16 protein-coding genes and 2 tRNA genes are annotated in these 21672 nt (G+C 63.7%); 11 read left to right on the top strand and 7 right to left on the bottom strand.

The window, feature by feature from the left end; all coding sequences use genetic code 11:
* Window positions 1-147: 147 nt before the first annotated feature.
* The 3 genes from ACX80X_RS08220 to bcp all read right to left on the bottom strand — a co-directional run bounded on the left by ACX80X_RS08220 (window position 148) and on the right by bcp (window position 1771).
* Complete coding sequence (locus ACX80X_RS08220) at window positions 148-819, bottom strand: fasciclin domain-containing protein (RefSeq protein ID WP_141140923.1); 672 nt, start codon at window positions 817-819, stop codon at window positions 148-150.
* Window positions 820-1068: 249 nt separating this feature from the next.
* Window positions 1069-1150 (bottom strand) — tRNA-Leu (locus ACX80X_RS08215).
* A gap of 147 nt (window positions 1151-1297) precedes the next feature.
* Window positions 1298-1771, bottom strand: a complete 474-nt coding sequence (gene bcp, locus ACX80X_RS08210; protein ID WP_252601475.1) for a thioredoxin-dependent thiol peroxidase — start codon at window positions 1769-1771, stop codon at window positions 1298-1300.
* A 95-nt stretch (window positions 1772-1866) separates the two neighbouring features.
* Between bcp and ACX80X_RS08205 the strand changes: the two genes are divergently transcribed.
* Window positions 1867-2322 carry a MarR family winged helix-turn-helix transcriptional regulator gene (locus tag ACX80X_RS08205; protein ID WP_252601520.1) on the top strand — a complete coding sequence of 152 codons (456 nt, stop codon included), beginning with the start codon at window positions 1867-1869 and terminating at the stop codon, window positions 2320-2322.
* 300 nt (window positions 2323-2622) lie between these two features.
* Complete coding sequence (locus ACX80X_RS08200) at window positions 2623-4320, top strand: family 16 glycosylhydrolase (protein ID WP_252601472.1); 1698 nt, start codon at window positions 2623-2625, stop codon at window positions 4318-4320.
* 134 nt (window positions 4321-4454) lie between these two features.
* Here the strand turns inward: ACX80X_RS08200 and ACX80X_RS08195 are convergent, their stop codons facing one another.
* The 4 genes from ACX80X_RS08195 to ACX80X_RS08180 all read right to left on the bottom strand — a co-directional run bounded on the left by ACX80X_RS08195 (window position 4455) and on the right by ACX80X_RS08180 (window position 7599).
* Window positions 4455-4763 (bottom strand): hypothetical protein, encoded by a 309-nt coding sequence (locus ACX80X_RS08195; RefSeq protein ID WP_252601469.1) that lies wholly within the window; start codon window positions 4761-4763, stop codon window positions 4455-4457.
* A 297-nt stretch (window positions 4764-5060) separates the two neighbouring features.
* Window positions 5061-5136 (bottom strand) — tRNA-Lys (locus ACX80X_RS08190).
* A 116-nt stretch (window positions 5137-5252) separates the two neighbouring features.
* A complete protein-coding gene (locus ACX80X_RS08185) occupies window positions 5253-6422 on the bottom strand; it encodes a PQQ-dependent sugar dehydrogenase (protein ID WP_252601466.1) in 1170 nt (389 codons plus the stop codon).
* Window positions 6376-7599 carry a sunset domain-containing protein gene (locus tag ACX80X_RS08180; protein ID WP_252601463.1) on the bottom strand — a complete coding sequence of 408 codons (1224 nt, stop codon included), beginning with the start codon at window positions 7597-7599 and terminating at the stop codon, window positions 6376-6378. Before ACX80X_RS08180 ends, ACX80X_RS08185 begins: the two co-directional genes overlap by 47 nt.
* Before the next feature lie 208 nt (window positions 7600-7807).
* Here ACX80X_RS08180 and ilvD point away from each other — a divergent pair, with 208 nt between their 5' ends.
* From ilvD to ACX80X_RS08135, 9 genes are all read left to right on the top strand, one after another.
* Window positions 7808-9529 carry a dihydroxy-acid dehydratase gene (ilvD, locus tag ACX80X_RS08175; protein WP_252609921.1) on the top strand — a complete coding sequence of 574 codons (1722 nt, stop codon included), beginning with the start codon at window positions 7808-7810 and terminating at the stop codon, window positions 9527-9529.
* Window positions 9530-9906: 377 nt separating this feature from the next.
* A complete protein-coding gene (locus tag ACX80X_RS08170; protein ID WP_252601457.1) occupies window positions 9907-11814 on the top strand; it encodes an acetolactate synthase large subunit in 1908 nt (635 codons plus the stop codon).
* Window positions 11815-11816: 2 nt separating this feature from the next.
* The gene (ilvN, locus tag ACX80X_RS08165; protein WP_028271611.1) at window positions 11817-12329 is read left to right on the top strand and encodes an acetolactate synthase small subunit; all 513 of its coding nucleotides are present in this window, start codon (window positions 11817-11819) and stop codon (window positions 12327-12329) included.
* A 98-nt stretch (window positions 12330-12427) separates the two neighbouring features.
* Entirely contained in the window at window positions 12428-13453 is a 1026-nt protein-coding gene (gene ilvC / locus ACX80X_RS08160) for a ketol-acid reductoisomerase (protein ID WP_058932075.1), read from the top strand.
* A gap of 124 nt (window positions 13454-13577) precedes the next feature.
* A complete protein-coding gene (gene serA / locus ACX80X_RS08155; protein ID WP_056349234.1) occupies window positions 13578-15167 on the top strand; it encodes a phosphoglycerate dehydrogenase in 1590 nt (529 codons plus the stop codon).
* Window positions 15168-15371: 204 nt separating this feature from the next.
* Window positions 15372-18167, top strand: a complete 2796-nt coding sequence (locus ACX80X_RS08150) for an ABC transporter permease (RefSeq protein WP_252601454.1) — start codon at window positions 15372-15374, stop codon at window positions 18165-18167.
* Complete coding sequence (locus ACX80X_RS08145; protein ID WP_252613492.1) at window positions 18164-18919, top strand: ABC transporter ATP-binding protein; 756 nt, start codon at window positions 18164-18166, stop codon at window positions 18917-18919. Before ACX80X_RS08150 ends, ACX80X_RS08145 begins: the two co-directional genes overlap by 4 nt.
* Before the next feature lie 34 nt (window positions 18920-18953).
* Window positions 18954-20513 (top strand): methionine--tRNA ligase, encoded by a 1560-nt coding sequence (gene metG / locus ACX80X_RS08140; RefSeq protein WP_252613494.1) that lies wholly within the window; start codon window positions 18954-18956, stop codon window positions 20511-20513.
* A 269-nt stretch (window positions 20514-20782) separates the two neighbouring features.
* Window positions 20783-21622: a hypothetical protein gene (locus ACX80X_RS08135; protein ID WP_252613496.1), complete on the top strand. Its 840-nt coding sequence runs from the start codon at window positions 20783-20785 to the stop codon at window positions 21620-21622.
* Window positions 21623-21672: the final 50 nt, after the last annotated feature.

The following is a 21672-nucleotide window of genomic DNA, read 5'->3' as shown; positions in this document are numbered from 1 at the left end:
ACTCGTCTATCACCTCTGGCTGCTTCCGGCCGGCGCCGCGGACTGCGGGCCAAGGACACAGTCTAGTTGACACACCCCGGTGCTCCCTGGACACACGCCAGAGGCCTGTTCCGGTTGCGGAACAGGCCTCTGGGCTTGAAAGCCGGACTACTTGGGCATCAGCACGGAGTCGATCAGGTAAACGGTGGCGTTCTTGGTCTGGACGCCGCCGCAGATCACGCTGGCGCCATCAACCATGAGGGCATCCTTGCTGCCGGTCACGGTGACCGATCCGCCCTGGACCGTGGCGTGTGTGCCGGCGATCTTGTCAGGGGTGATCTGGCCGGGGACCACGTGGTAGGTCAGGATCTTGCTCAGCAGGGCGTCGTCCGTCTTGAGCGTTTCGATGGTGGCGGCATCGATCTTGGCGAAGGCGTCATCCACCGGAGCGAAGACCGTGAATTCGCCGCCGTTAAGGGTGTCAACCAGGTCAACCTTCGGGTTCAGCTTGCCGGAGACAGCTGCCGTGAGGGTGGTCAGGATGGGGTTGTTGGATGCCGCGACCGCTACCGGGTCAAGGGCCATCCCGGCAACCGAGCCTGCCCCGGTGGGGACCTTCTCTGCGTAGCCGGCGCAGCCTGCGCCAACGAGGTTTGCGGCCGGATCCATGGCAGCAGCACTGGCGGACGGTGACGGGGCCATCTTCGTTGCTGACGGTGCGGCGGCCGGAGCGGAGGAGCTCGGGGTTGTGGTTGCTGTTCCACCGCAGGCGGTAAGGCTCAGCAGGGCTGCAGCTGCAACGCCTGCGACGGTGAAGGATGTGCGCTTGAATGACTGCATTTCGGTTCTCCTTGTTTGTGCCGATTTCTTGCCTGCGGCAGACGTTGTGCCTGCCGCGTGGCCTTTTCCGACTGTTGGGCACCTGCCCTTGGCTGGTGTCTCAATGGGTATTCGGCCGGAGCACGGAAGCGGATGGGTGGATCGCCAAGAGTTTTTAATTGCGCGCCAAACCGGGGGAGAATGCCGTGGCTGGGACAGTTAAATGACAGAGATCCCGGGGCCTGTGGGCCCGGGATCTCTGTGTAAGTGTGCGCAAGGGGGGACTTGAACCCCCACGCCCGAAGGCACAGGAACCTAAATCCTGCGTGTCTGCCAATTTCACCACTCGCGCTTGGCAGTTGCCGCCGTTGTCTCAACCTTGGCCAGATGGCCTACGGATAAAAACGTACGACGGCGGTGCCAGCTTCCATTGTAGCCTCGGGCCGGCGGGGTTCCGGTCAGCCGGTTCCTGCCCCTGTGCCTCGGCACGCGTAATGCGTTACGCGTCCACTTTGAGGTCGCGCCGGAGTTTTGCGACGTGGCCGGTGGCCCGGACGTTGTACTGGGCAAGCGCCACTTTTCCATCGGGATCGATGACCACGGTGCTGCGGATCAGTCCCTCATAGGTCCGTCCGTAATTCTTCTTTTCGCCCCAGGCACCATAGGCTTCGGCCACGGCATGGTCCTCGTCCGAAAGCAACGGAAAGCTAAGGTCCTCGTTGGCGGCAAAGGCAGCAAGTTTGTCCACCGAATCGGGGGAGACGCCCAGGACCCGATAACCGGCCGACGTGAAGGATGCCAGGCTGTCGCGGAAATCGCAGGCCTGTTTCGTGCAGCCGGGGGTGGCGGCGGCTGGGTAGAAATACAGGATGGTGCTGCCGCTGTGGCCGGAAGCCAGGTTGACGTCTTTACCCGACGAATCCTTCAGGGTGAAGCCGGGCGCTACGTCGCCGGTCAAGAGTCTGTCAGCCACTGTTAATCTCCTCGTTGCAGGCGGAACACACCAGTTTAGTAAGCATCCAGGACCGGTGCTAACCAGCCTTAGCTATACTTGCTGGTATGCCTGACATGGATCGCTGGCCCACTGGGCGCCTATTGTCCACTGCGGCACGCCTCGTAGAACACTCCTGGAACGAAAAGCTAAGCGCCATCGGACTGACGCACGCCGGCGTGATCGCTATCGAAGTCCTCTCAGCGCAGGGGCCGATGACACAGGCCCAACTTGCCCAATATGTGCGCGTTCAGGCCCAGACCATGGGTAAAACCCTGAGCCGGTTGGAGTCCCACGGCCACATTGCCCGCGTCCGCAGCACCTCGGACCGCCGCAGCCAGGTAGTGTCCCTCACGGACAGCGGACGGGAAGCCGCAGCCGCAGCCGTTGAGATGGAACGCTCAGTGCTTGCCGCGGCAACTATTGACCCTGACGCCCTGCGGCAGGAGCTCCAGGCTGTGGTCAGGGAGCTGGCCAGCCAGTTCGCCTCGCCGTCAACCAGCGCCCTGGTGGACGGTGCCCCGCTCAGCTAGCAAACCCGGGAATCCGGTAAATCTGACTGGCACCGTTACTGCAAAATTCCGCAGTGGTGGTGCCTTTTTTGGTTTGTACCCTGAAACGTCAAGAAGTGGGCGTCATGGCCGTGTGGTTTTGCAGCGGTTCAGGGCGCTGAAACGTCATGGTGGTTCGCCGGAAGCCTGGATATATCCTCGTCATTGGATATAGGAGTGTCCCTGTCCTCTCAAGACGCATCTAGGCTTCAGGGCTGCTTCAACATCGCCAGCGGCATCTGGCCGTTGGTCTCGCCACGCGATGCCCTTATCATCTGACGTATGGGTAAACACTTGGTCGCCCTTGGGGTGGCGGCAATCTTCCTGGCTGGCTGCTCGGCCCCTTCAGCTCAACCGGCAGTAACGACGGCGGCGCCGGCCGCCACATCAGCATCAGCCACGCCGACGCCTACTACGCCAACGACAGGCTCGGCTGCGACAGATCTGAACTGGGGCACGCCGACGGCTGGCGACGAGTTCAACTATACGGGCGCACCGGACGCCGCGAAGTGGTCCGTGTACAACAGTGCCGGGCACGACGGGAATGGCATTCGGAGTCCCCAGCAGGTCACGGTAGACGGTTCCAAAATGGTCATGACTGGAACACCGGACGGCACCACCGCTGGAATGAGCGCGAAGTTTGGGCGCCAGAAGTACGGCCGGTGGGAGGTCCGCGCGGCGGGTTCGGGTGACAATGAGTACCACATGGTGTCGCTCCTGTGGCCGGATAGTGGGAATTGGCCGTGTGACGGCGAAGTTAACTACGCGGAGACGATGGGTGACTGGAACGTCATCAAGTTCTTCCTCCACCACGATGGATGTTCGAACTTGTTGACGTCGGCGGCCAAGGCTCTGGACGTTAGTCAGTTCCACAACTACGCGGTTGACTGGTCTCCGAATGGGATCGTCGGCTACGTCGATGGGGTGAAGTGGTTTGAGGACAACAACTCCGCGCACCAGCCTCCCGGTTCGATGCACCAGACGCTACAACTGGACTGGTTCCCAGACAGCACTGCTAAAGGCGCTGGCGAGATGCGAGTGGATTGGGTTCGCGTCTATGCGGCTGGCGATCCAACTCCCGCTGTCCTGCCGCCGCCATCCGATGAGTCGTTTGAGTTCGCCGCCACCGGGGATATAAACCCTGCGGGTAACACGTCGGCCACGTCGCACAGTGGTAAGAACGCGGCTAGTATCATCGCCGGTCTCAACGACGGTTCGCTGGATAACTTCCTTGCGCTGGGCGATTTCCAGTATGACAAGGGCACCTGTACCGCGCTCGAGGCTTACAACCAGTTGTGGGGTCCGGCTAAGGCAAAGACGTACTGGACCGCTGGCCCGAATCATGATGTTGAATCCGGCGAGAATGACGACGTTGACCGGTACATGGATGGGCAGTGCGTGTCCACGGTGAAGAGCGCGACTAGCTCCGATGTTGTACGGTTCCAAGACGCTCTTGAATGGTATTCGTTCGACAAGGGCAACTGGCACATTCTTGTAGCGCCTACGGCCACATGGCGTTATAACGCTAAGCGTGCGCAGGCGATGACCTCGGAGATGGATGCCAACCTGAAAGCGGCGAAGGCTGCTGGAAAGCATCTGGCGGTTGTCTACCATGATCCGTATTTCACCAGCAACACGTCAAGCCATACCCGCTTCTCTAAGGCGAAGCCGTGGATTGACGTGTTCTGGGCGAACCGCGTTCGTGTGTTGCTGTCCGGCTCACAGCACAATTATGAGCGGACCTGCCCGATTAACAACGAGGACCAGTGCGTTGCGGACGGGATGCAACAATTTCAGGTGTCCACTGGTGGAATCGGTCTCCGGGCGTTCACCAGCAACCCCTCTTATGTGCAGCGGAAGTTTAGCGACACATGGGGTCACCTACGGATGAGCCTCAAGGCTGACGGCTCTTATACGTGGGAATTCCGTCCCGTTTCTGGCGGAATGCAGACTGACAGCGGGTCCCGAAGCCCTGGCTAATTCCTCGGTTCCGATCACCGCCGGTTCGGGCACTAACATTTGATACCGTCACCATGCCCGGTGGCGGACACAGGCAGGTTGTCGTGCTGGGCAATCACGGTGAGCATGAGGGACGTACCGCCACATTCCGCACCCTAGCGTTCCATAGATTCTCCCAGCTCTGTCACGGAGCTGAATGCCCCGCGTTTGAGGCACTGGCGGGTGATGATCCCGAAGAAGATCTCCACCATGTTCAGCCGGGAACAGCTGGTCGGGGTGATAGCTGTCGCAGATAACATGCAGTTCAACCCGGGGTGGGCGTCGGCGTCCCGGCCCAGGAAATCGACGAACTCGATGCTGGTGTGCTTTGGATAGAAGGCGTTCGCGCTGAGTTTGCCCGTGAGGACCTCCGCGTTGAGGTCGGCGTCCCATTCGGCGGCGATCTCCGGATAAAGCACGTCCAAGCGGTTAGTGACTGAAAGCTCTCTCGTCCAGCACAGAAGGGCAGGCGCTTCTCGAGGATTTGAACACTGCCTCGGCCTTCGCCTTGTAAGTGTGGTCGGGGCCGGCAGGACACCGCCTGAGGTAGCCAAAGGTGGTTGGATTCGGAGTCTCGCGGCAGTCGGCTGTGATGTCGGCGTGTCCCAGCTCTTTCCCCGGAGCAGCAGGGAATAAATAGCCCGCAAATACCCCACAGCGATCGAGGGGCAAAAAGGAAACCCCGTCTTCACGGCTTGTGGCCAGTGAAGACGGGGTTTCTTTGGTGCACCCCCCGGGACTTGAACCCGGAACCCATTGATTAAGAGTCAATTGCTCTGCCAATTGAGCTAGAGGTGCATCTCCTATGTGGTGACCTTCCGGGCTTTTTCTTTCCCGGTTGATCTCCGCAACGACATGAAACTCTACACGAACTTCCGACCCATGTGAAATCGAGGCCCCAATGCTCCCTAGGTTCAGCCGGGAGGGGCCAGAACCAGCACAAAATCAGGGTTTTTGTTGTTGGTGAGCAGCCAGAAGCCGCCGTCGGGAGTCCGGATGACGTCCCGGATCCTGCCGTATTCGCGTGTGAAATAGGCCACAGGAGCGCTTGCCTCCTCGCCGGACAGGGACACCGTCCAGAGGCGTTGCCCCCGCAGGGCGCCCAGGTAGGCCGTCGACCCGACAATTTCCAGGCCGCTGGGTGAGGAGTCCGCCGTCGAAGGCCACACCACCTTTGCGTCCCGGTAGCCCTCGCGGTGCGGTGCCCCGGTCACTGCGGGCCATCCGTAGTTGGCTCCCGGCTCGATGAGGTTGAGCTCGTCGTTGACGTCCGGGCCGAACTCGCTGGACCAGAGCCGGCCGGCGCTGTCCCACGCAAGTCCCTGGACGTTTCGGTGGCCCAAGCTGTACACGGCATTGCCGAAAGGGTTGCCAGGTGCGGGGTCACCCTCTGGAGTCAGCCGCAGGATCTTCCCGCCCAGAGCGTTGCGGTCCTGTGGCTGTTCGCGGCGCTGGGAGTCGCCTGTGCCCACGTACAGGAACCCGTCCGGGCCGAAGCGGATCCGGCCGCCATTGTGGGTTGATGCCTTGGGGATTCCGGAAAAGACCACCTCGGGGTCGCCAAGGTCCAGGGATCCGTCAGGCTGTTCCGTCAGCTTCAGCCGGGCGATGCGGTTGTCCTGTGCCGAGGTGAAGTACAGGTAAAGGTAGTTGTCGGACGGAAAGCCGGGGGAGAGGGCTAGTCCCAGCAAGCCTCCCTCACCGCCAGGAGCCACGCCGGGGACCTGGCCGATGGTGGTCGCCCTGCCATCACGGACAGCTTTCAGCAGCGCAGAGTCACGCTCGGAGACGACGGCGGTTCCGTTCGGCAGGAATACCGCGGCCCAGGGAATGTCGAGCTGGAGATCGAGCCGTGCCACAACCTCCGGTGGCGTGGCGTTACCCGGGCCGGCCCCGGTCCCGGTTCCTGTGATATTGCCGGTGGGGGCATCGTTGGCGTCCCCCGTGCAGCCCGACAGCAGCACGGCCAGGCACACTGCGAAGGCGCCCGCAGTGGGCTTGGCCGCCGCGAAGGCCCGAAAGTGCGCCTGCGTCCGGTCAGATACGCGTCCGCCGGGGGGCGCGGAAGCCGGCAGCTTCCGCATGGGCCGCCGACTCAAACCAGACGTCGGCTTTCGTCTGCTCATAGTCCGGATGCCCCTCCTCGTAATAGACCATTGTTCCGGCGTCGGCCTTGACCTCGAAATCCGCCGGACCGCTTCCATCCGGGCCGGGCGACGCGGAACCTGCGCCGTAGGGCTGGTCCGCGGCCAGATGCCCGGTCGGTTCCGGTGCAGCTTCGTAGTCCGCCACGGCTGCCGGCTCCATGGTCCGGGCTTCAGCAGCCTCTGGTGATACTGCGGTGTCTGTGGCTACTGCAGCTTGCACGGGAGCGGCGCTTGCCGCGTGCGGGGCTGAATCGGCGGCGGCCACTTCGGGTTGCGTATCAGCGGCTTCGGCTTCGGCTTCCGCAGCGGCCGTTTCTGCGCCGGGCAGCGTGGGCGCATGGGGCTCCGTGTATTCCGGGTGATGCACAAATCCAGCGCCCTGGGCCGGTGGTGCTTCGGACGTTGGGGTGTCGGCAATTACGGTGGACGCTTCGCCTGCCGGCCGGTGGCTGGCGGCGGGTTGGGCTGGTGCGCTTGCCTCTGACCACTGGGTTTCCCACTCGGCTTCGTCTGCCTGCCGGCTCACACTCTCCTTGCTGCCAGGTTCCTGGGCTGCTAGCGACTCCGGGCGAGCCGGCTCCTCTTGCCCAGCCGGCTGCCCAGGTCGGCCGGGTTCCCCAGAGCCAGCCGACTCGGGGGATGACAGTTCTTCGGCGGACGGGCGTTCCCGTGCATCGGCTGCAGCGGTTTCTGCGGGACCAGAAGTGTCTGTGGCGCCAGCGGTATCTGCTGCACCAGCAGTAACAGTGGAACCGACAACGTCGGGGTCAACACCGGCGTCCTGCCCGACGATGGTGTCCTTTTCCAAGCTGGGTTCTCCAAGGCCGGCTTTGTGCCCACCCCCGGCTTCCTGGGGTTCTGCCGTGCTGGACCGCACGGGCGCCTTGTCCGCCGTCGTCGGTGGCGCCGGCTCAGAAGCGCCGAAGCCCGCAGCGCTGGGGATGCCCGCCGTGCCCGCGGCTTCCGCCGAGGCGGCTGCGCTTCCGCCGGCGAGGCCGCCGTCCGTCCGGATCGGCGTGGAGTCGCCGGTGCTCGAGGAGCTGCTGCGGTTCAGCAGCCACCACACAACGCCTACGATCAGCACAATGAGGATAATCCAGAAGACAAAATCCATAGCAGGGCCCTTCAGTCCGGATGGCAAGGTTGCCGTTCCCTGACGGTACGTCGGCGCGAACGGGACTGTCTAGGTTCCGGCGGACCGGTAAGAGTCCGTCTCAGAATTTGAGACGAGAGTCCACCATTTGATCGAAATATTCCTGAAAATGGGCCAAACGGGCTGTTCGGGTCGTTGGCGTCCCGATCGGAGTCATAGACTTTGACCCATGAGTGAGGACACCCAAACAGCAACCGAGAACAAGATTGACATCAAGCCCCGCAGCCGGGTGGTCACCGACGGGATCCATGCCGCCCCCGCGCGCGGTATGTTCCGCGCCGTCGGCATGGGCGATGACGACTTCGCGAAGCCCCAGATCGGCGTTGCGAGTTCCTGGAATGAAATCACTCCCTGCAACCTCTCCCTGAACCGGTTGGCCCAGGGCGCCAAGGAAGGTGTCCACGCCGGCGGCGGGTTCCCCATGCAGTTCGGCACCATCTCCGTCTCGGACGGCATCTCCATGGGCCACGAAGGCATGCACTTCTCCCTGGTCTCCCGCGAAGTCATTGCCGACTCCGTGGAAACCGTGATGCAGGCCGAGCGCATCGACGGCTCGGTCCTCCTGGCCGGCTGCGACAAGTCCCTCCCCGGCATGCTCATGGCAGCCGCCCGCCTGGACCTGGCCAGCGTCTTCGTCTATGCCGGCTCCATCATGCCGGGCTGGGTCAAGCTGGAGGACGGCTCCGAAAAGGAAGTCACCCTCATCGACGCCTTCGAAGCCGTCGGCGCCTGCGCCGCCGGCAAGATGAGCCTCGGCGACCTTGACCGCATCGAGCGCGCCATCTGCCCCGGCGAAGGCGCCTGCGGCGGCATGTACACCGCCAACACCATGGCCTGCGTCGGCGAGGCACTGGGCATGTCGCTGCCCGGCTCGGCCGCCCCGCCCTCGGCAGACCGCCGTCGTGATGAATTTGCGCGCAAGTCCGGCGAGGCAGTGGTCAACCTGCTCCGCCTTGGCATCACCGCCCGGGACATCATGACCAAAAAGGCGTTCGAAAACGCCATCGCCGTCACCATGGCATTCGGCGGCTCCACCAACGCCGTCCTGCACCTCCTGGCCATCGCCCGCGAAGCTGAAGTCGAGCTGAACCTGGAGGACTTCAACCGCATCGGCGACAAGATCCCGCACCTGGGCGACCTGAAGCCGTTCGGCCGCTACGTCATGACCGACGTCGACAAGATCGGCGGCGTGCCGGTCATCATGCGCGCACTGCTCGACGCCGGCCTGCTGCACGGTGACTGCCTCACCGTCACCGGCAAGACCGTGGCCGAAAACCTCGCTGCGATCAACCCGCCGGACCTGGACGGCAAGATCCTCCGTGCCATGGACAACCCGATCCACAAGACCGGCGGCATCACCATCCTGCACGGCACGATGGCCCCCGAGGGTGCTGTGGTGAAGAGTGCAGGCTTCGACGCCGACGTCTTCGAGGGCACCGCCCGCGTCTTCGAGCGCGAGCAGGGTGCCCTGGCCGCCCTGGATGAGGGTCTGATCAAGGCCGGCGACGTTGTGGTCATCCGCTACGAAGGTCCCAAGGGCGGCCCCGGCATGCGGGAAATGCTCGCCATCACCGGCGCCATCAAGGGTGCGGGCCTCGGCAAGGACGTGCTGCTGCTGACCGACGGACGCTTCTCCGGCGGCACCACCGGCCTCTGCATCGGCCACGTTGCACCGGAAGCTGTCGATGGCGGCCCCATCGCCTTCGTCAAGGACGGGGACCGGATCCGCGTCGACATCGCAGCACGCAGCTTCGACCTGCTGGTTGATGAGGCCGAGCTCGAATCCCGCAAGATCGGCTGGGAGCCCCTCCCTGCCAAGTTCACCAAGGGCGTGCTCGCCAAATATGCCAAGCTGGTCCACAGCGCCTCCACCGGCGCATACTGCGGGTAGCACGATTTCGTTCCTCAACCTCGGCTGCTGGTTGAGCCCAACTAGGTAGCAGTAACTGTCGTTATGAGCGCTCATAACGACAGTTACTGCGACCCAGTTGGGGAACGTGGCCAACCAGTGGACAATGAAGTCCACACTGTGAGATGCGCACAGTCCTCGTTGACATGTATCTCACACAGAGGGAAAACTGAACGCATGATCGCATTCGTTACCAGCTGCGCCGCTGCAGATGCAGCCGTCGTCCTTACCAAGCGCGTGGCTCACTAGCCCGACTGGTAACGAACCGTCACGCGCAACCCCTCGAAAAGCCGCCAGGCTGAGGGGTTTTTTTATTTCCGCATTTCCGAGTACACAGATGATCCACAAGGAAGAGTCCGATGAGCAAAGGATCGCCGATCAGCCCCTCGCTGATGGCTACTAAGTCCGCTGGAGCCCCCAAGGCTCCGGAACGCGCCGACCGAACGGCTGACCAGGCCGCCGTCGTCGCTGATCTTGCCGCTGTCTCTCCTGTCCTTGGGCCGAACAACGTTGTACCCCCAACGGTGATGACCGGCTCGCAAGCTATTGTCCGATCGCTCGAAGAACTCGGCGTCGACGATATTTTTGGTTTGCCTGGTGGCGCTATCCTGCCTACCTATGACCCCTTGATGGCCTCCAGCATGAATCACGTACTGGTCCGTCACGAACAGGGAGCCGGCCACGCCGCGCAAGGCTATGCCATGGTTACCGGCCGGGTGGGCGTCTGTATCGTCACCTCGGGCCCCGGTGCCACCAACCTCGTTACCCCCATCATGGATGCCCACATGGATTCCGTGCCGCTGGTGGCCATCACCGGCCAGGTCTCCAGCGGTGTGATCGGCACCGATGCTTTCCAGGAAGCCGACATTGTTGGCATCACCATGCCGATCACCAAGCATTCGTTCCTGGTGACCGACCCCAACGACATCCCGCACGTTATGGCGGAGGCCTTCCACCTGGCCTCGTCCGGACGTCCGGGACCCGTCCTGGTGGACATCGCCAAAGACGCCCAGCAGGGTCAGATGACCTTCTCCTGGCCGCCGAAGATCGACCTCCCCGGCTACCGCCCGGTGACGCGCGGCCATAACAAGCAGGTCCGCGAAGCTGCCAAGCTGATCGCCTCGGCCACCAAACCCGTGCTCTACGTGGGCGGCGGTGTGGTGAAGGCACACGCTGCCGCGGAACTCCGCGAACTGGCGGAACTCACGGGTGCGCCCGTTGTCACTACCCTGATGGCACGCGGTGTGTTCCCCGATTCGCACCCGCAGCACGTGGGCATGCCGGGCATGCATGGCACGGTTTCCGCGGTCACGGCGCTGCAGCAGTCCGATCTGCTCATCACGCTCGGCGCCCGCTTCGATGACCGGGTGACGGGCATCCTGAAGTCCTTCGCCCCGAACGCCAAGGTGATCCACGCGGATATTGATCCCGCCGAGATCTCCAAGAACCGTACCGCCGACGTGCCGATCGTGGGATCCGTCAAGGAAATCATCCCCGAGCTCACCGAGGCTGTACGCTCCCAGTTCGAATCCGCCGGCACGCCGGACCTCACCACCTGGTGGGCGTTCCTTAACAACCTTAAGGAAACCTACCCGCTGGGCTGGACCGAGCCGGAGGACGGGCTCAGCGCCCCGCAGCGCGTCATCGAACGCATCGGCGCGCTGACCGGCCCCGAAGGCATCTACGTTGCCGGCGTTGGCCAGCACCAGATGTGGGCGGCACAGTTCATCAAGTACGAGCGCCCGCACGCCTGGCTGAACTCAGGCGGCGCCGGCACCATGGGCTATGCCGTACCGGCTGCCATGGGCGCCAAAGTGGGGGAGCCGGACCGTGTGGTCTGGGCCATCGACGGCGACGGCTGCTTCCAGATGACCAACCAGGAACTGGCCACCTGCGCCATCAACAAGATCCCAATCAAGGTTGCCATCATCAACAACTCCTCGCTGGGCATGGTCCGGCAGTGGCAGACCCTGTTCTACGAGGGGCGCTACTCCAACACGGACCTCAACACCGGCCACGAATCCGTCCGCATCCCTGACTTCGTCAAGCTGGGGGAGGCCTACGGCTGTGCCTCCTTCCGCTGCGAGCGGGACGAGGATATTGATGCCACCATCCAGAAGGCCCTCGAAATCAATGACCGCCCCGTGGTTATCGACTTCGTCGTGAGCCCCGACTCCATGGTGTGGCCGATGGTGCCCGCCGGCGTGAGCAACGACCAGATCCAGGTTGCCCGCAACATGACCCCGGAATGGGAAGAGGAGGACTGAACATGACCCGCCACACACTGTCCGTTCTGGTTGAAGACAAGCCCGGTGTACTGACCCGCGTCGCGAGCCTGTTCGCCCGACGCGCCTTTAACATCAACTCCCTGGCCGTGGGCCCGACGGAAGTTCCGGGCATGTCCCGGATGACCGTCGTCGTCGACGCCGACGGTGACCTGATTGAACAGGTCACCAAGCAGCTCAATAAGCTGGTCAACGTGATCAAGATTGTTGAGCTCACCTCCGAATCTTCCGTGCAGCGAGACCACATCCTGGTCAAGGTACGTGCGGATGCCGCGACTCGTCTGCAGGTGACCCAGGCTGCAGACCTGTTCCGTGCTTCAGTGGTTGACGTCTCCACAGACTCCGTGGTCATTGAAGCAACAGGCCACCCCGAAAAGCTCACGGCGCTGCTCTCAGTGCTTGAGCCCTTCGGCATCCGCGAAATTGTGCAGTCCGGCACCCTTGCCGTTGGACGGGGATCCCGCTCCATGAGTGACAGGGCTTTGCGCAGCGCTTAGTTAAGGCGGGGCACGGCCCCACCTGCGGCGCAATGCCCGTGCAGTACCGCAACACCCCAGACTAATTACCAGTGAATCACTCAAGAGGAGTTACCCAAGTGACTGAAATGTTCTACGACGACGACGCCGACCTGTCGATCATCCAGGGTCGCAAGGTCGCCATTGTTGGCTATGGCTCCCAGGGCCACGCCCACGCGCTGAACCTGCGCGACTCCGGCGTCGAGGTTGTCATCGCCCTCAAGGAAGGCTCGAAGTCGATCGCCAAGGCCGAAGAAGCCGGCTTCAAGGCCCTGACCGTTGCCGACGCCGCCGAATGGGCCGACGTCATCATGATCCTGGCGCCGGACCAGTACCAGCGCTCGATCTACAACGACTCCATCAAGGACAAGCTGACCCCGGGCAAGGCCCTGGCCTTCGCCCACGGCTTCAACATCCGCTTCGGCTACATCGAGGCACCGGAGGGCGTTGACGTCATCCTGATCGCCCCGAAGGCCCCGGGACACACCGTGCGCCGCGAATTCGAAGCCGGCCGAGGCATCCCGGACATCATCGCCGTGGAGCAGGACGCCACCGGCGCAGCCTGGGACCTGGCCAAGTCCTACGCCAAGGCCATCGGCGGCACCCGCGCCGGGGTCATCAAGACCACCTTCACCGAAGAGACCGAAACCGACCTCTTCGGCGAGCAGTCCGTCCTCTGCGGCGGCGTGTCCCAGCTGGTCCAGTACGGCTTCGAAACCCTGACCGAAGCCGGCTACCAGCCGCAGATCGCCTACTTCGAGGTTCTTCACGAGCTCAAGCTCATCGTTGACCTCATGTGGGAGGGCGGCATCGCCAAGCAGCGCTGGAGTGTTTCCGACACCGCAGAGTATGGCGACTACGTCTCCGGCCCGCGCGTCATCACCCCCGAGGTGAAGGAAAACATGCAGGCTGTCCTCGCCGACATCCAGAGCGGCGCGTTCGCCAAGCGCTTCATCGACGACCAGGACAACGGCGGCGAAGAGTTCAAGGCCCTGCGTGCCAAGGCTGAGCAGCACCCGATCGAGGCCGTTGGCCGCGAGTTGCGCTCACTGTTCGCCTGGCAGCAGACGGACGAGGACTACGTAGAGGGCTCCGCAGCCCGCTAAGTCTGCTGTGCGGGTGCCCCTCGGGGTGCCATCATGAGGCCGGGTTCACTTAACAATGTGAGCCCGGCCTTTCCGTCCGCCTAGACTTGTTCCATCCCAAGGACTGCAACGCAGAGGATCACTCGTGTCAAAACCCGTAGTACTGCTCGCCGAAGAACTTTCGCCCGCCACCATCGAGGCCCTCGGCCCGGACTTCGAGATCCGCCAGACTGACGGCTCCGACCGGTCCCAGCTGCTCGCCGCCATCGCGGACGTGGACGCCATCCTGGTCCGCTCCGCCACCCACCTGGACGCCGAAGCCATTGCCGCCGCGAAGAACCTCAAGGTCATCGCCCGCGCCGGTGTTGGCTTGGACAACGTTGACATTAAGGCCGCCACACAGGCCGGCGTGATGGTGGTCAACGCCCCGACGTCGAACATCATTTCGGCAGCGGAACTGACGGTGGGCCACATCCTGAGCCTCGCACGCCACATCCCGCAGGCCAGCTCCGCGCTGAAAAACGGTGAATGGAAGCGCTCCAAGTACACCGGCATCGAACTATTCGAGAAGAAGATCGGCATCATCGGCCTGGGCCGCATCGGCGCCCTCGTTGCTGCCCGCCTCCAGGGCTTCGACACCGAAATCCTCGCCTACGATCCGTACATCACCTCGGCCCGCGCCGCGCAGCTCGGCGTCAAGCTCGTCACCCTCGATGAACTGCTGAGCCAGTCGGACTTCGTCACCATCCACATGCCCAAGACGCCGGAAACCGTCGGCATGCTCGGCGCCGACGCGTTCACCAAGATGAAGTCCACCGCCTACGTGGTCAACGTGGCCCGTGGCGGCCTCGTGGACGAAGAGGCTCTCTACGCAGCCCTGCAGGACCGCCAGATCGCCGGCGCAGCCGTGGACGTCTTCGTCAAGGAACCCAGCACGGACCTTCCGTTCTTCGCCCTGGACAACGTGGTGGTCACCCCGCACCTGGGCGCATCCACCGATGAAGCCCAGGAGAAGGCAGGCGTCTCGGTTGCCAAGTCCGTGCGTTTGGCGCTGGCCGGCGAACTCGTACCGGATGCCGTGAACGTGGCCGGCGGCGTGATCGCCTCCGATGTCCGTCCGGGCATCCCGCTGATCGAAAAGCTGGGCCGGATCTTCACCGCGCTGACCCACGCCTCCCTGACCCAGATCGACGTCGAGGTGGCCGGCGAGATCGCGGCGCTGGACGTCAAGGTCCTGGAACTCGCCGCGCTCAAGGGCATCTTTGCCGATGTGGTGACCGAGCAGGTTTCCTACGTCAACGCCCCGGTCATCGCCGAACAGCGCGGCATCAACGTCCGCCTCATCACGACGGCGGAAGCGGAGGACTACCGCAACGTCCTCACCATCCGGGGTGCTTTGAGCGACGGCAGCCAGATCTCCGTGGCAGGTACGCTCACGGGTCCGAAGCAGATCCAGAAGCTCGTCGGCGTCAACGGCTACGACGTTGAGATCCCCATCAGCGAGCACCTCGTGGTGGTGGCCTACGCCGACCGGCCTGGGGTGATCGGAACCATCGGACACATCCTGGGCATGAACAACATCAACATTGCCGGCATGCAGGTGGCACGGCAGGCGGAAGGCGGCCAGGTTCTGGCACTGCTGACCATCGACAGTTCCGTTCCGCAGCAGGTGCTTGACGCCATCAAGGCAGGCATCGGCGCCGAAATGGTCCGCGAAGTGGACCTCGAGGACTGAGAACCGCACCGCCATCAACTACGCGTGACCGAACCTTAACGTCGGCCACGTATGATTGGCCGGTCTGCTTACAATGGCTGGGTCCTGTTTCAGGACCACGCCGGCAGACCGGCCAATACTTTTTGCACACCAGGCAGGAAATCCTATATATCCGCCGCCTGCGGATCCCGGTGTGCGCACGCAATCCAGGTTTCAGGGAGCCCAATGAACGCCGTCCAGAGGTTCATCAGAAGCAAAGTGCTGCTGCTGACCGCGGCCATCTTGATCGCAGCCATGTGCTTGTCGGTCCTCGTCCAAGGCCAGTCGCAGGCCGCACTCAATCGAACGGTGGATGAGAACTCGCGGGGTCTCTACGACGTCCTGGTCCAGGCCAAGGCAGGCTCCGGGGCGCTGATGCAGCCGGAGATCGCCAACGGTGGCGGCGGCATCGGCTTTGACCAGCTCGAGAACATCCGGAAGCTTTCCGGAACGTCCGTGGCGGCACCCATCAGCCTGGTGTCCCGCGTGACGCAGAACCTGGAAGCGCCACGGCTCGACGCCATGGATTACCTTGGCTACAACTCCGGGCTGGCAGGCACAGCGACCACGGACCAGGCCGCCGGCGCCACAGATCCCAGCAAATGGCCCGCTGCTGAGTCCGTGCTCGGCGATACCCCCAAGAACTACCGCCTGACCGCCAGCGCCGTCAGCTCCGACGGTGTCTCCGAGCAGACCCTGTTCAAGTCCACCGCCGAGGGCAGCCTGGGAAAGGCCAAACTCGTCGAGGAGAAGGCTGCCGGGGGCACCAGCATCCGGATCGCACCACCCGCAGGCGAGACAGGCATCAAATTCCCCGCTCCAGCCGGCGGCTCCGAACATAACCTGTTCAACCTTTCGGTGTCACTGCCCCTGTCTCCCGAAGTGACCGAGTCCGTGGTCGCCGTCGACCCCGTCTCCGAGCGGGCACTGCTCGGCTCGGCGGGCGACTTCCTCGCCCCGCTGGAGAAGGCCCCGCCCGCTGACGCGCGGAACGCCGGAGCAATCGGCCGGCACTTCGAAAGCCTCTTCACCAACGGCATCAGCCTGGAAGAGCTCAACGAGGGCCCTGACTTCCTCGGTGTCAAGCTCAAGTACTGGGCACCGCTGATGACGCAGTACCAGCAGGCGAAGCGCAGCGGACAGCTGACCGCGGACTCGCAGGCCATTCCCCTGGTTGTCCGTTCCGGCACGTCACTGGACCTTAAGTACAACGTAAAGATCGAGGAGATCGACGCCGCGGGCAAGGTTGTCAAGGAAGTCGGCACCGCCACGCGTTCCCTCGGCAAGGACTACCTGCCGTTTGTGTCCAAGGACCCGTTCGCGCTGTCCTGGCCCGGCTCCACCGACCACTCCGGTCTCCTCGGCAGCGCCGGCAACTTCAACCAGGGCCTCTACACCCCGGCCAAGTGGAGCACCGACTTCGCTGCCGCGCCGAAGTACACGGACGGCGACGCCGCGGCCAATGGTGCGGTCCAGAAGACCGCCGTTCCCAGCGACTGGGTCACTGTAAACCGCCTGCCGGAGAAGGGTGCCAACGGCGCCCCGGTGGACCAGACCCAGCGTGAGCCCGTGGATGAACGTTCCTACCGGGAAGACCTGGCAACAGGGGAAAAGCTCGCGGCTCCGCTGGCCATGGTCTATGGGACCTTCGACCCCGCGGCTGTTGAGAAAGCTGCCGGCGACGTCAACCGCCTTCCGCTGGGTGGCTACGACCCCACTCCGTTTACCCTCACCAAGGACGCGGAAGGCAAGACGGTCACCGGTACCGAACTCAAGCCTTCACTCAGTGCCACCGGACTGGCGAGCCAGTCGGCCGGTGCCATCACCGACTTCTACGGCCTGGCCGCAGCGCGCGGCTACAAGGACAACGCCGCCGTGATCGATGCCGTACGTGTCCGGGCCAAGGCTCCTGGCAGCTGGAAGGAAGCCCAGCCCGACGTCGAAAAGCTCGCCAGCGAGATCCGCGAAATGGGTCTTGAGGCTACTGTTGTGGCCGGTTCCGCCCGAGAGGACGCCAGCATTTTTGTCCCCGGATACTCCAAGGACGACGCCGGCAAGGAGTCAGCGCTGGGCACTGTCCAGCAGTCCTGGGTCCGGCAGAATGCAGCGGACGCAGTCTCCGGCTCCCTCACCGGGACCAACGTGACACTGCTTTTCCTGACCCTGTGCGGAGCCGCGCTGTTGACCGGCGCCTCCACCGTCAGCTACATCCGCAAACGCAAACGTGAAGCCGGGACCCTCCGCGCCATGGGCTGGACCCAAGTGCGCATCAGGAACTGGGTGCTTGAGGAATTCGGTGTCGGCGCTGCGCTGCTCGCGGTAGCCGGGATCGTCCTGAGCCTGGTGAGCTGGAGCGTGACCACAGCCATCGTCTCAGCCTCCGTCCTGGTCCTGTATGCGGCAGCGGCCTTCTTCGCCGCCCAACAGCTGCGCCACCGTGATGAGGTGGACCAGGAACCGCAGCACGACGAGCGGCTGATCCCGGTGGACTCCCCGCTGACCTTTGCCAACCGGCAGCTCAGCACGAACAAGTTCAACACCCTGTCCCTGGCCGTCGCAGTCGGAGTGTTCGGAGCCGCGGTGGGCGGGCTGGTTGCCTTGCTCATCGACATCCCCCGTGCTGCCGGAGCGAGCGCCCTCAGCGGCCTGGCCGCAGCAAGCGTGGCAATGCCCAGCATGCTCCTGGCACTCGCCGGCGTCGCAGTGGGGCTGGTCCTGACCTTGGTCACCGGCCGGTTTGAGCTGAACGCCAAACGCCAGTACCTGGGCATCCTTGAGGCCATGGGCTGGAACCCGGACATGCTCCGCCAGGTCCGTCTTTTCGAAAACGCGCTGGTGGGCACGGTGGCCCTGCCGCTGGGCGTCCTGGGCGCGCTGGGCATCGGGCTCCTCCTTGCCCCGTATGCCGCGCTATGGGCCGGCGTCGCCGGCCTCGTGGCTGTACTTTGCTGGATACCGATTGCAACGAAAGTGGTCCAATGACAAACGAGACGAACGTTTACCGGAGCCGGAGGTCCGGCCCGGCTGAGTCGCCCCTGCAGACCCGTGCCAACACCATCGTCAAGGCCGCGGACCACGGGACCCCGCTGGAACTGAGCGACATCACCATCCGCTATGGCGGCGGTAAAAGCGGTGCCGAAGCCGTCAGTGTTGTGGAGAACTTCGACCTCACGCTGCACGCCGGCGAGATGCACTGCGTGGCCGGCCGAAGCGGATCCGGCAAGACCAGCATCCTGACAGTGGGTGCGGGACTGACCCTGCCGACGTCGGGCCGTGTCTTCTGGGAAGGTGATTCCCTCGAAAGCATGGGCGACGACGAAATCGCCGACCGACGTCGGGCCCTGATCGGTTACGTTGACCAGGGCGGCGCCCTGATCGACGGCATGAGCGCCCTCGAGAACGTCCTCCTGCCGGCCGTGCCCGACGGCGAGGTGGACCAGCGCCGCGACATGGCCAAGGACCTCCTGGACCTGGTGGGCCTGGGCCGCCGGATGCGGCACCGTCCGGCCCAGCTGTCCGGTGGTGAACGCCAGCGTGTGGCGATCGCCCGCGCCCTGATCCTGGGTACGCGCGTGCTGGTGGTTGATGAGCCCACGGCCAGCCTGGACCGAGCCTCAGCCAACCGCATCATCAGCATCCTCAAGGACACCACCTCGGACGGCATCGCTGTACTGGTCGCTTCACACGACCACGAACTGGTCCGCCTGAGCGATACGCTGACTGAACTGATCTAGCCCTGCCCCTCCGCACCAAAGGTAACGTCCGCACGTGAGCGCAACAGCCAAAACCCCGTTCTACATCACCACGGCCATCACCTACCCGAACGGTGTTCCGCACATCGGACATGCCTACGAGTACATCGCCACCGACGCCATGGCGCGCTTCAAACGGCTTGACGGCTTTGACGTGATGTTCCTGACGGGCACGGATGAGCACGGCATGAAGATTGCGCAGGCGGCCGAGAAGGAAGGCGTCACGCCCAAGGAGCTGGTGGACCGCAACGCGGAAGTCTACAAGTCTGCCCACGCCGCGCTGGGGATTACCTACGACCGCTTCATCCGGACCACGGACGCTGACCACTACGCCGCGTCGCAGGCCATCTGGAAGAAGATGGAAGCCAACGGCGATATCTACCTGTCCAAGTACGAGGGCTGGTATTCCGTCCGGGACGAGGCCTTCTACGTGGAGGACGACACCCTGGTCAAGGACGACGGCGTGCGGTACTCGAAGGAGACGGACACCGAGGTGACGTGGACGGCTGAGGAGAGCTACTTCTTCCGGCTGTCCTCCTACCAGGACCGCCTGCTGGCGCTGTATGAGGCCCAGCCGGAGTTCGGGGCACCGCAGTCCCGCTTCAACGAGGTCATCAGCTTCGTCAAGCGCGGCCTCGAAGACCTGTCGATCAGCCGCACCACGTTCGACTGGGGTGTCCCCGTCCCCGGCAACGACAAGCACGTGATGTACGTCTGGGTGGACGCGCTCACCAACTACCTGACCGGCGTCGGCTACCCGGACGTCGACTCGGAGTCCTTCAAGAAGTTCTGGCCCGCCGATGTGCATGTGATCGGCAAGGACATCTCACGGTTCCACGCCATCTACTGGCCGGCGTTCCTGATGAGCGCCGGCATTGAGCTGCCCAAGCGCGTCATGATCCACGGCTTCCTGCACAACAACGGTGTGAAGATGTCCAAGTCGCTCGGCAACGTGGTGGCACCGGCAGACTTCGTGGCGCAGTACGGGCTGGACCAGGTACGGTTCTTCTTCCTCCGAGAGGTCCCGTTCGGCGCCGACGGCAGCTACAACCATGAGGCCATCGTGGGCCGCATGAACTCGGACCTGGCCAACAACTTCGGCAACCTGGCGCAGCGTTCGCTGTCCATGGTGGCCAAGAACTGCGAGGGCCGGGTCCCGGTTCCGGGTGCCTTCACGGCTGAAGACACCGCGATCCTGGCACAGGCCAACGGACTCCTGGAGACGGCCCGGGCTGCCTTCGAAAAGCAGGAATTCAGCCGCGCACTCGAGGCCATCTGGGGCGTCCTGGGGGACACCAACGCCTACTTTGCCGAGCAGGCTCCCTGGGTACTGCGGAAGACCGACGTCGAACGCATGAACACCGTGCTGTATGTGACGCTGGAAGTGCTGCGCATCGTGGCTATCCTGGCCCAGCCCGTGATGCCCACGGCTACCGCCGCGCTGTTGGACACCTTGGGACAGCCCGACGGCGGATCCCGCCAGTTCTCCGCGCTCACCACGCCGATTGTCGCCGGTACGCCGCTGCCGGCCCCGGCGCCCGTCTTCCCCAAGTATGAGGAGCCGGCCGAAGCCTAGGTATGTCCCGGCTGGCTACTTGCTGGTACGCGGACTGAGTACGGTTCCGGGTCCGGTCAGTAGGGTCCACCTTGTAAGGCGGGTACTGAGTACTGGAGACATCCTGGTGTCCGTCTGTCTAGCCTTATCTGGTTAGCAAACTGATGATTCGCATCTGGGAGAACCGTCGCCCCGATGCTGTCCGTTTGCCTTTAGCCCTCCGTGTCGGGGATGGCGCCGTTCCTCCACACGTCTGATCAGTTTGGACCAGACAATGGATGGAGACGGAAATGAAACGGATCCTTGCCGCTTTTGGTGTCGCGGGTCTTGCGCTATTGGGTGCCACAGCGCCGGCCACCGCGTCGCCTTCTGAGGACGAGAAAAAGATCACCATTTGCCACGCCACCGGCTCGGAAAGCAATCCCTACGTGCCGGTGACCATCAGCCTCAACGCGCTCAACGCCCACGTGGGCCACCAGCACGATGAGGACATCATTCCGGCCAACGACGGGAAAGTTCGTCCCGGAGGCCAGAACCTTGACAAGGCCAGCATCTGGAATGCAGGCTGCGCCGCACCAGGCGAGGGTAACGGCCGTGGCGATCACAAGATCAGCATCTGCCACGCCACCGGCTCGGACAAGAACCCGTACGTGCCGATTACGATCGCCCTGCAGGGGCTCAACGGCCACGCCAACGCCAACCACCAGCACACTGAAGACATCATCCCGCCGAACAACGGCAACGTGCTGCCTGCAGGCCAGAACTGGACGGCTAAGGGACAGACAACCTTTAACAACGGTTGCGTTCCCACAACGGTGCCGCCAGTAGTGCCGCCTGTTGTTCCTCCGGTGGTCCCGCCTGTTGTTCCTCCGGTGGTCCCGCCTGCTGTTACTCCGGTGACGCCGGGCGAAACTCCCAGAGGTGCTGTTGTGGGTGCGCCGGCGGGTCAAGGTGCCGTAGCCGCTAACAACCCTGGCTTCAATGTCCAGACAGCAATGGCAGGTTCGACTGACGTTTCCATCGCCCCCTGGGCCGCTGGCATCGTCGTAATGTTGCTCGCTGCAGCGGGAGTGGCTGCCCGCAGGACCCTGGCAGCCAGCGGTACCGTATCCCGGCCCCGGAAGGAATGACGCCGGCTACTGGCGCCCGCAGGGGCGCTGTTTGAATCACCGGCAGGCGC

Source organism: Pseudarthrobacter sp. MDT3-1, assembly GCF_054510755.1.
The sequence above is the reverse complement of the archived record's forward strand: the minus strand, read 5'-3'. Positions and strand labels throughout refer to the sequence as shown.

Excerpts from the sequence above, each read along its gene's own strand:
- ACX80X_RS08180 (WP_252601463.1), bottom strand. The coding sequence starts at position 7,599 with ATGGATTTTGTCTTCTGGATTATCCTCATTGTGCTGATCGTAGGCGTT.
- ACX80X_RS08200 (WP_252601472.1), top strand. The coding sequence starts at position 2,623 with ATGGGTAAACACTTGGTCGCCCTTGGGGTGGCGGCAATCTTCCTGGCT.
- ACX80X_RS08145 (WP_252613492.1), top strand. The coding sequence starts at position 18,164 with ATGACAAACGAGACGAACGTTTACCGGAGCCGGAGGTCCGGCCCGGCT.
- ACX80X_RS08135 (WP_252613496.1), top strand. The coding sequence starts at position 20,783 with ATGAAACGGATCCTTGCCGCTTTTGGTGTCGCGGGTCTTGCGCTATTG.
- ACX80X_RS08205 (WP_252601520.1), top strand. The coding sequence starts at position 1,867 with ATGGATCGCTGGCCCACTGGGCGCCTATTGTCCACTGCGGCACGCCTC.
- ACX80X_RS08150 (WP_252601454.1), top strand. The coding sequence starts at position 15,372 with ATGAACGCCGTCCAGAGGTTCATCAGAAGCAAAGTGCTGCTGCTGACC.
- ilvN (WP_028271611.1), top strand. The coding sequence starts at position 11,817 with ATGACCCGCCACACACTGTCCGTTCTGGTTGAAGACAAGCCCGGTGTA.
- ilvD (WP_252609921.1), top strand. The coding sequence starts at position 7,808 with ATGAGTGAGGACACCCAAACAGCAACCGAGAACAAGATTGACATCAAG.
- ACX80X_RS08170 (WP_252601457.1), top strand. The coding sequence starts at position 9,907 with ATGAGCAAAGGATCGCCGATCAGCCCCTCGCTGATGGCTACTAAGTCC.
- ACX80X_RS08220 (WP_141140923.1), bottom strand. The coding sequence starts at position 819 with ATGCAGTCATTCAAGCGCACATCCTTCACCGTCGCAGGCGTTGCAGCT.
- ACX80X_RS08185 (WP_252601466.1), bottom strand. The coding sequence starts at position 6,422 with ATGCGGAAGCTGCCGGCTTCCGCGCCCCCCGGCGGACGCGTATCTGAC.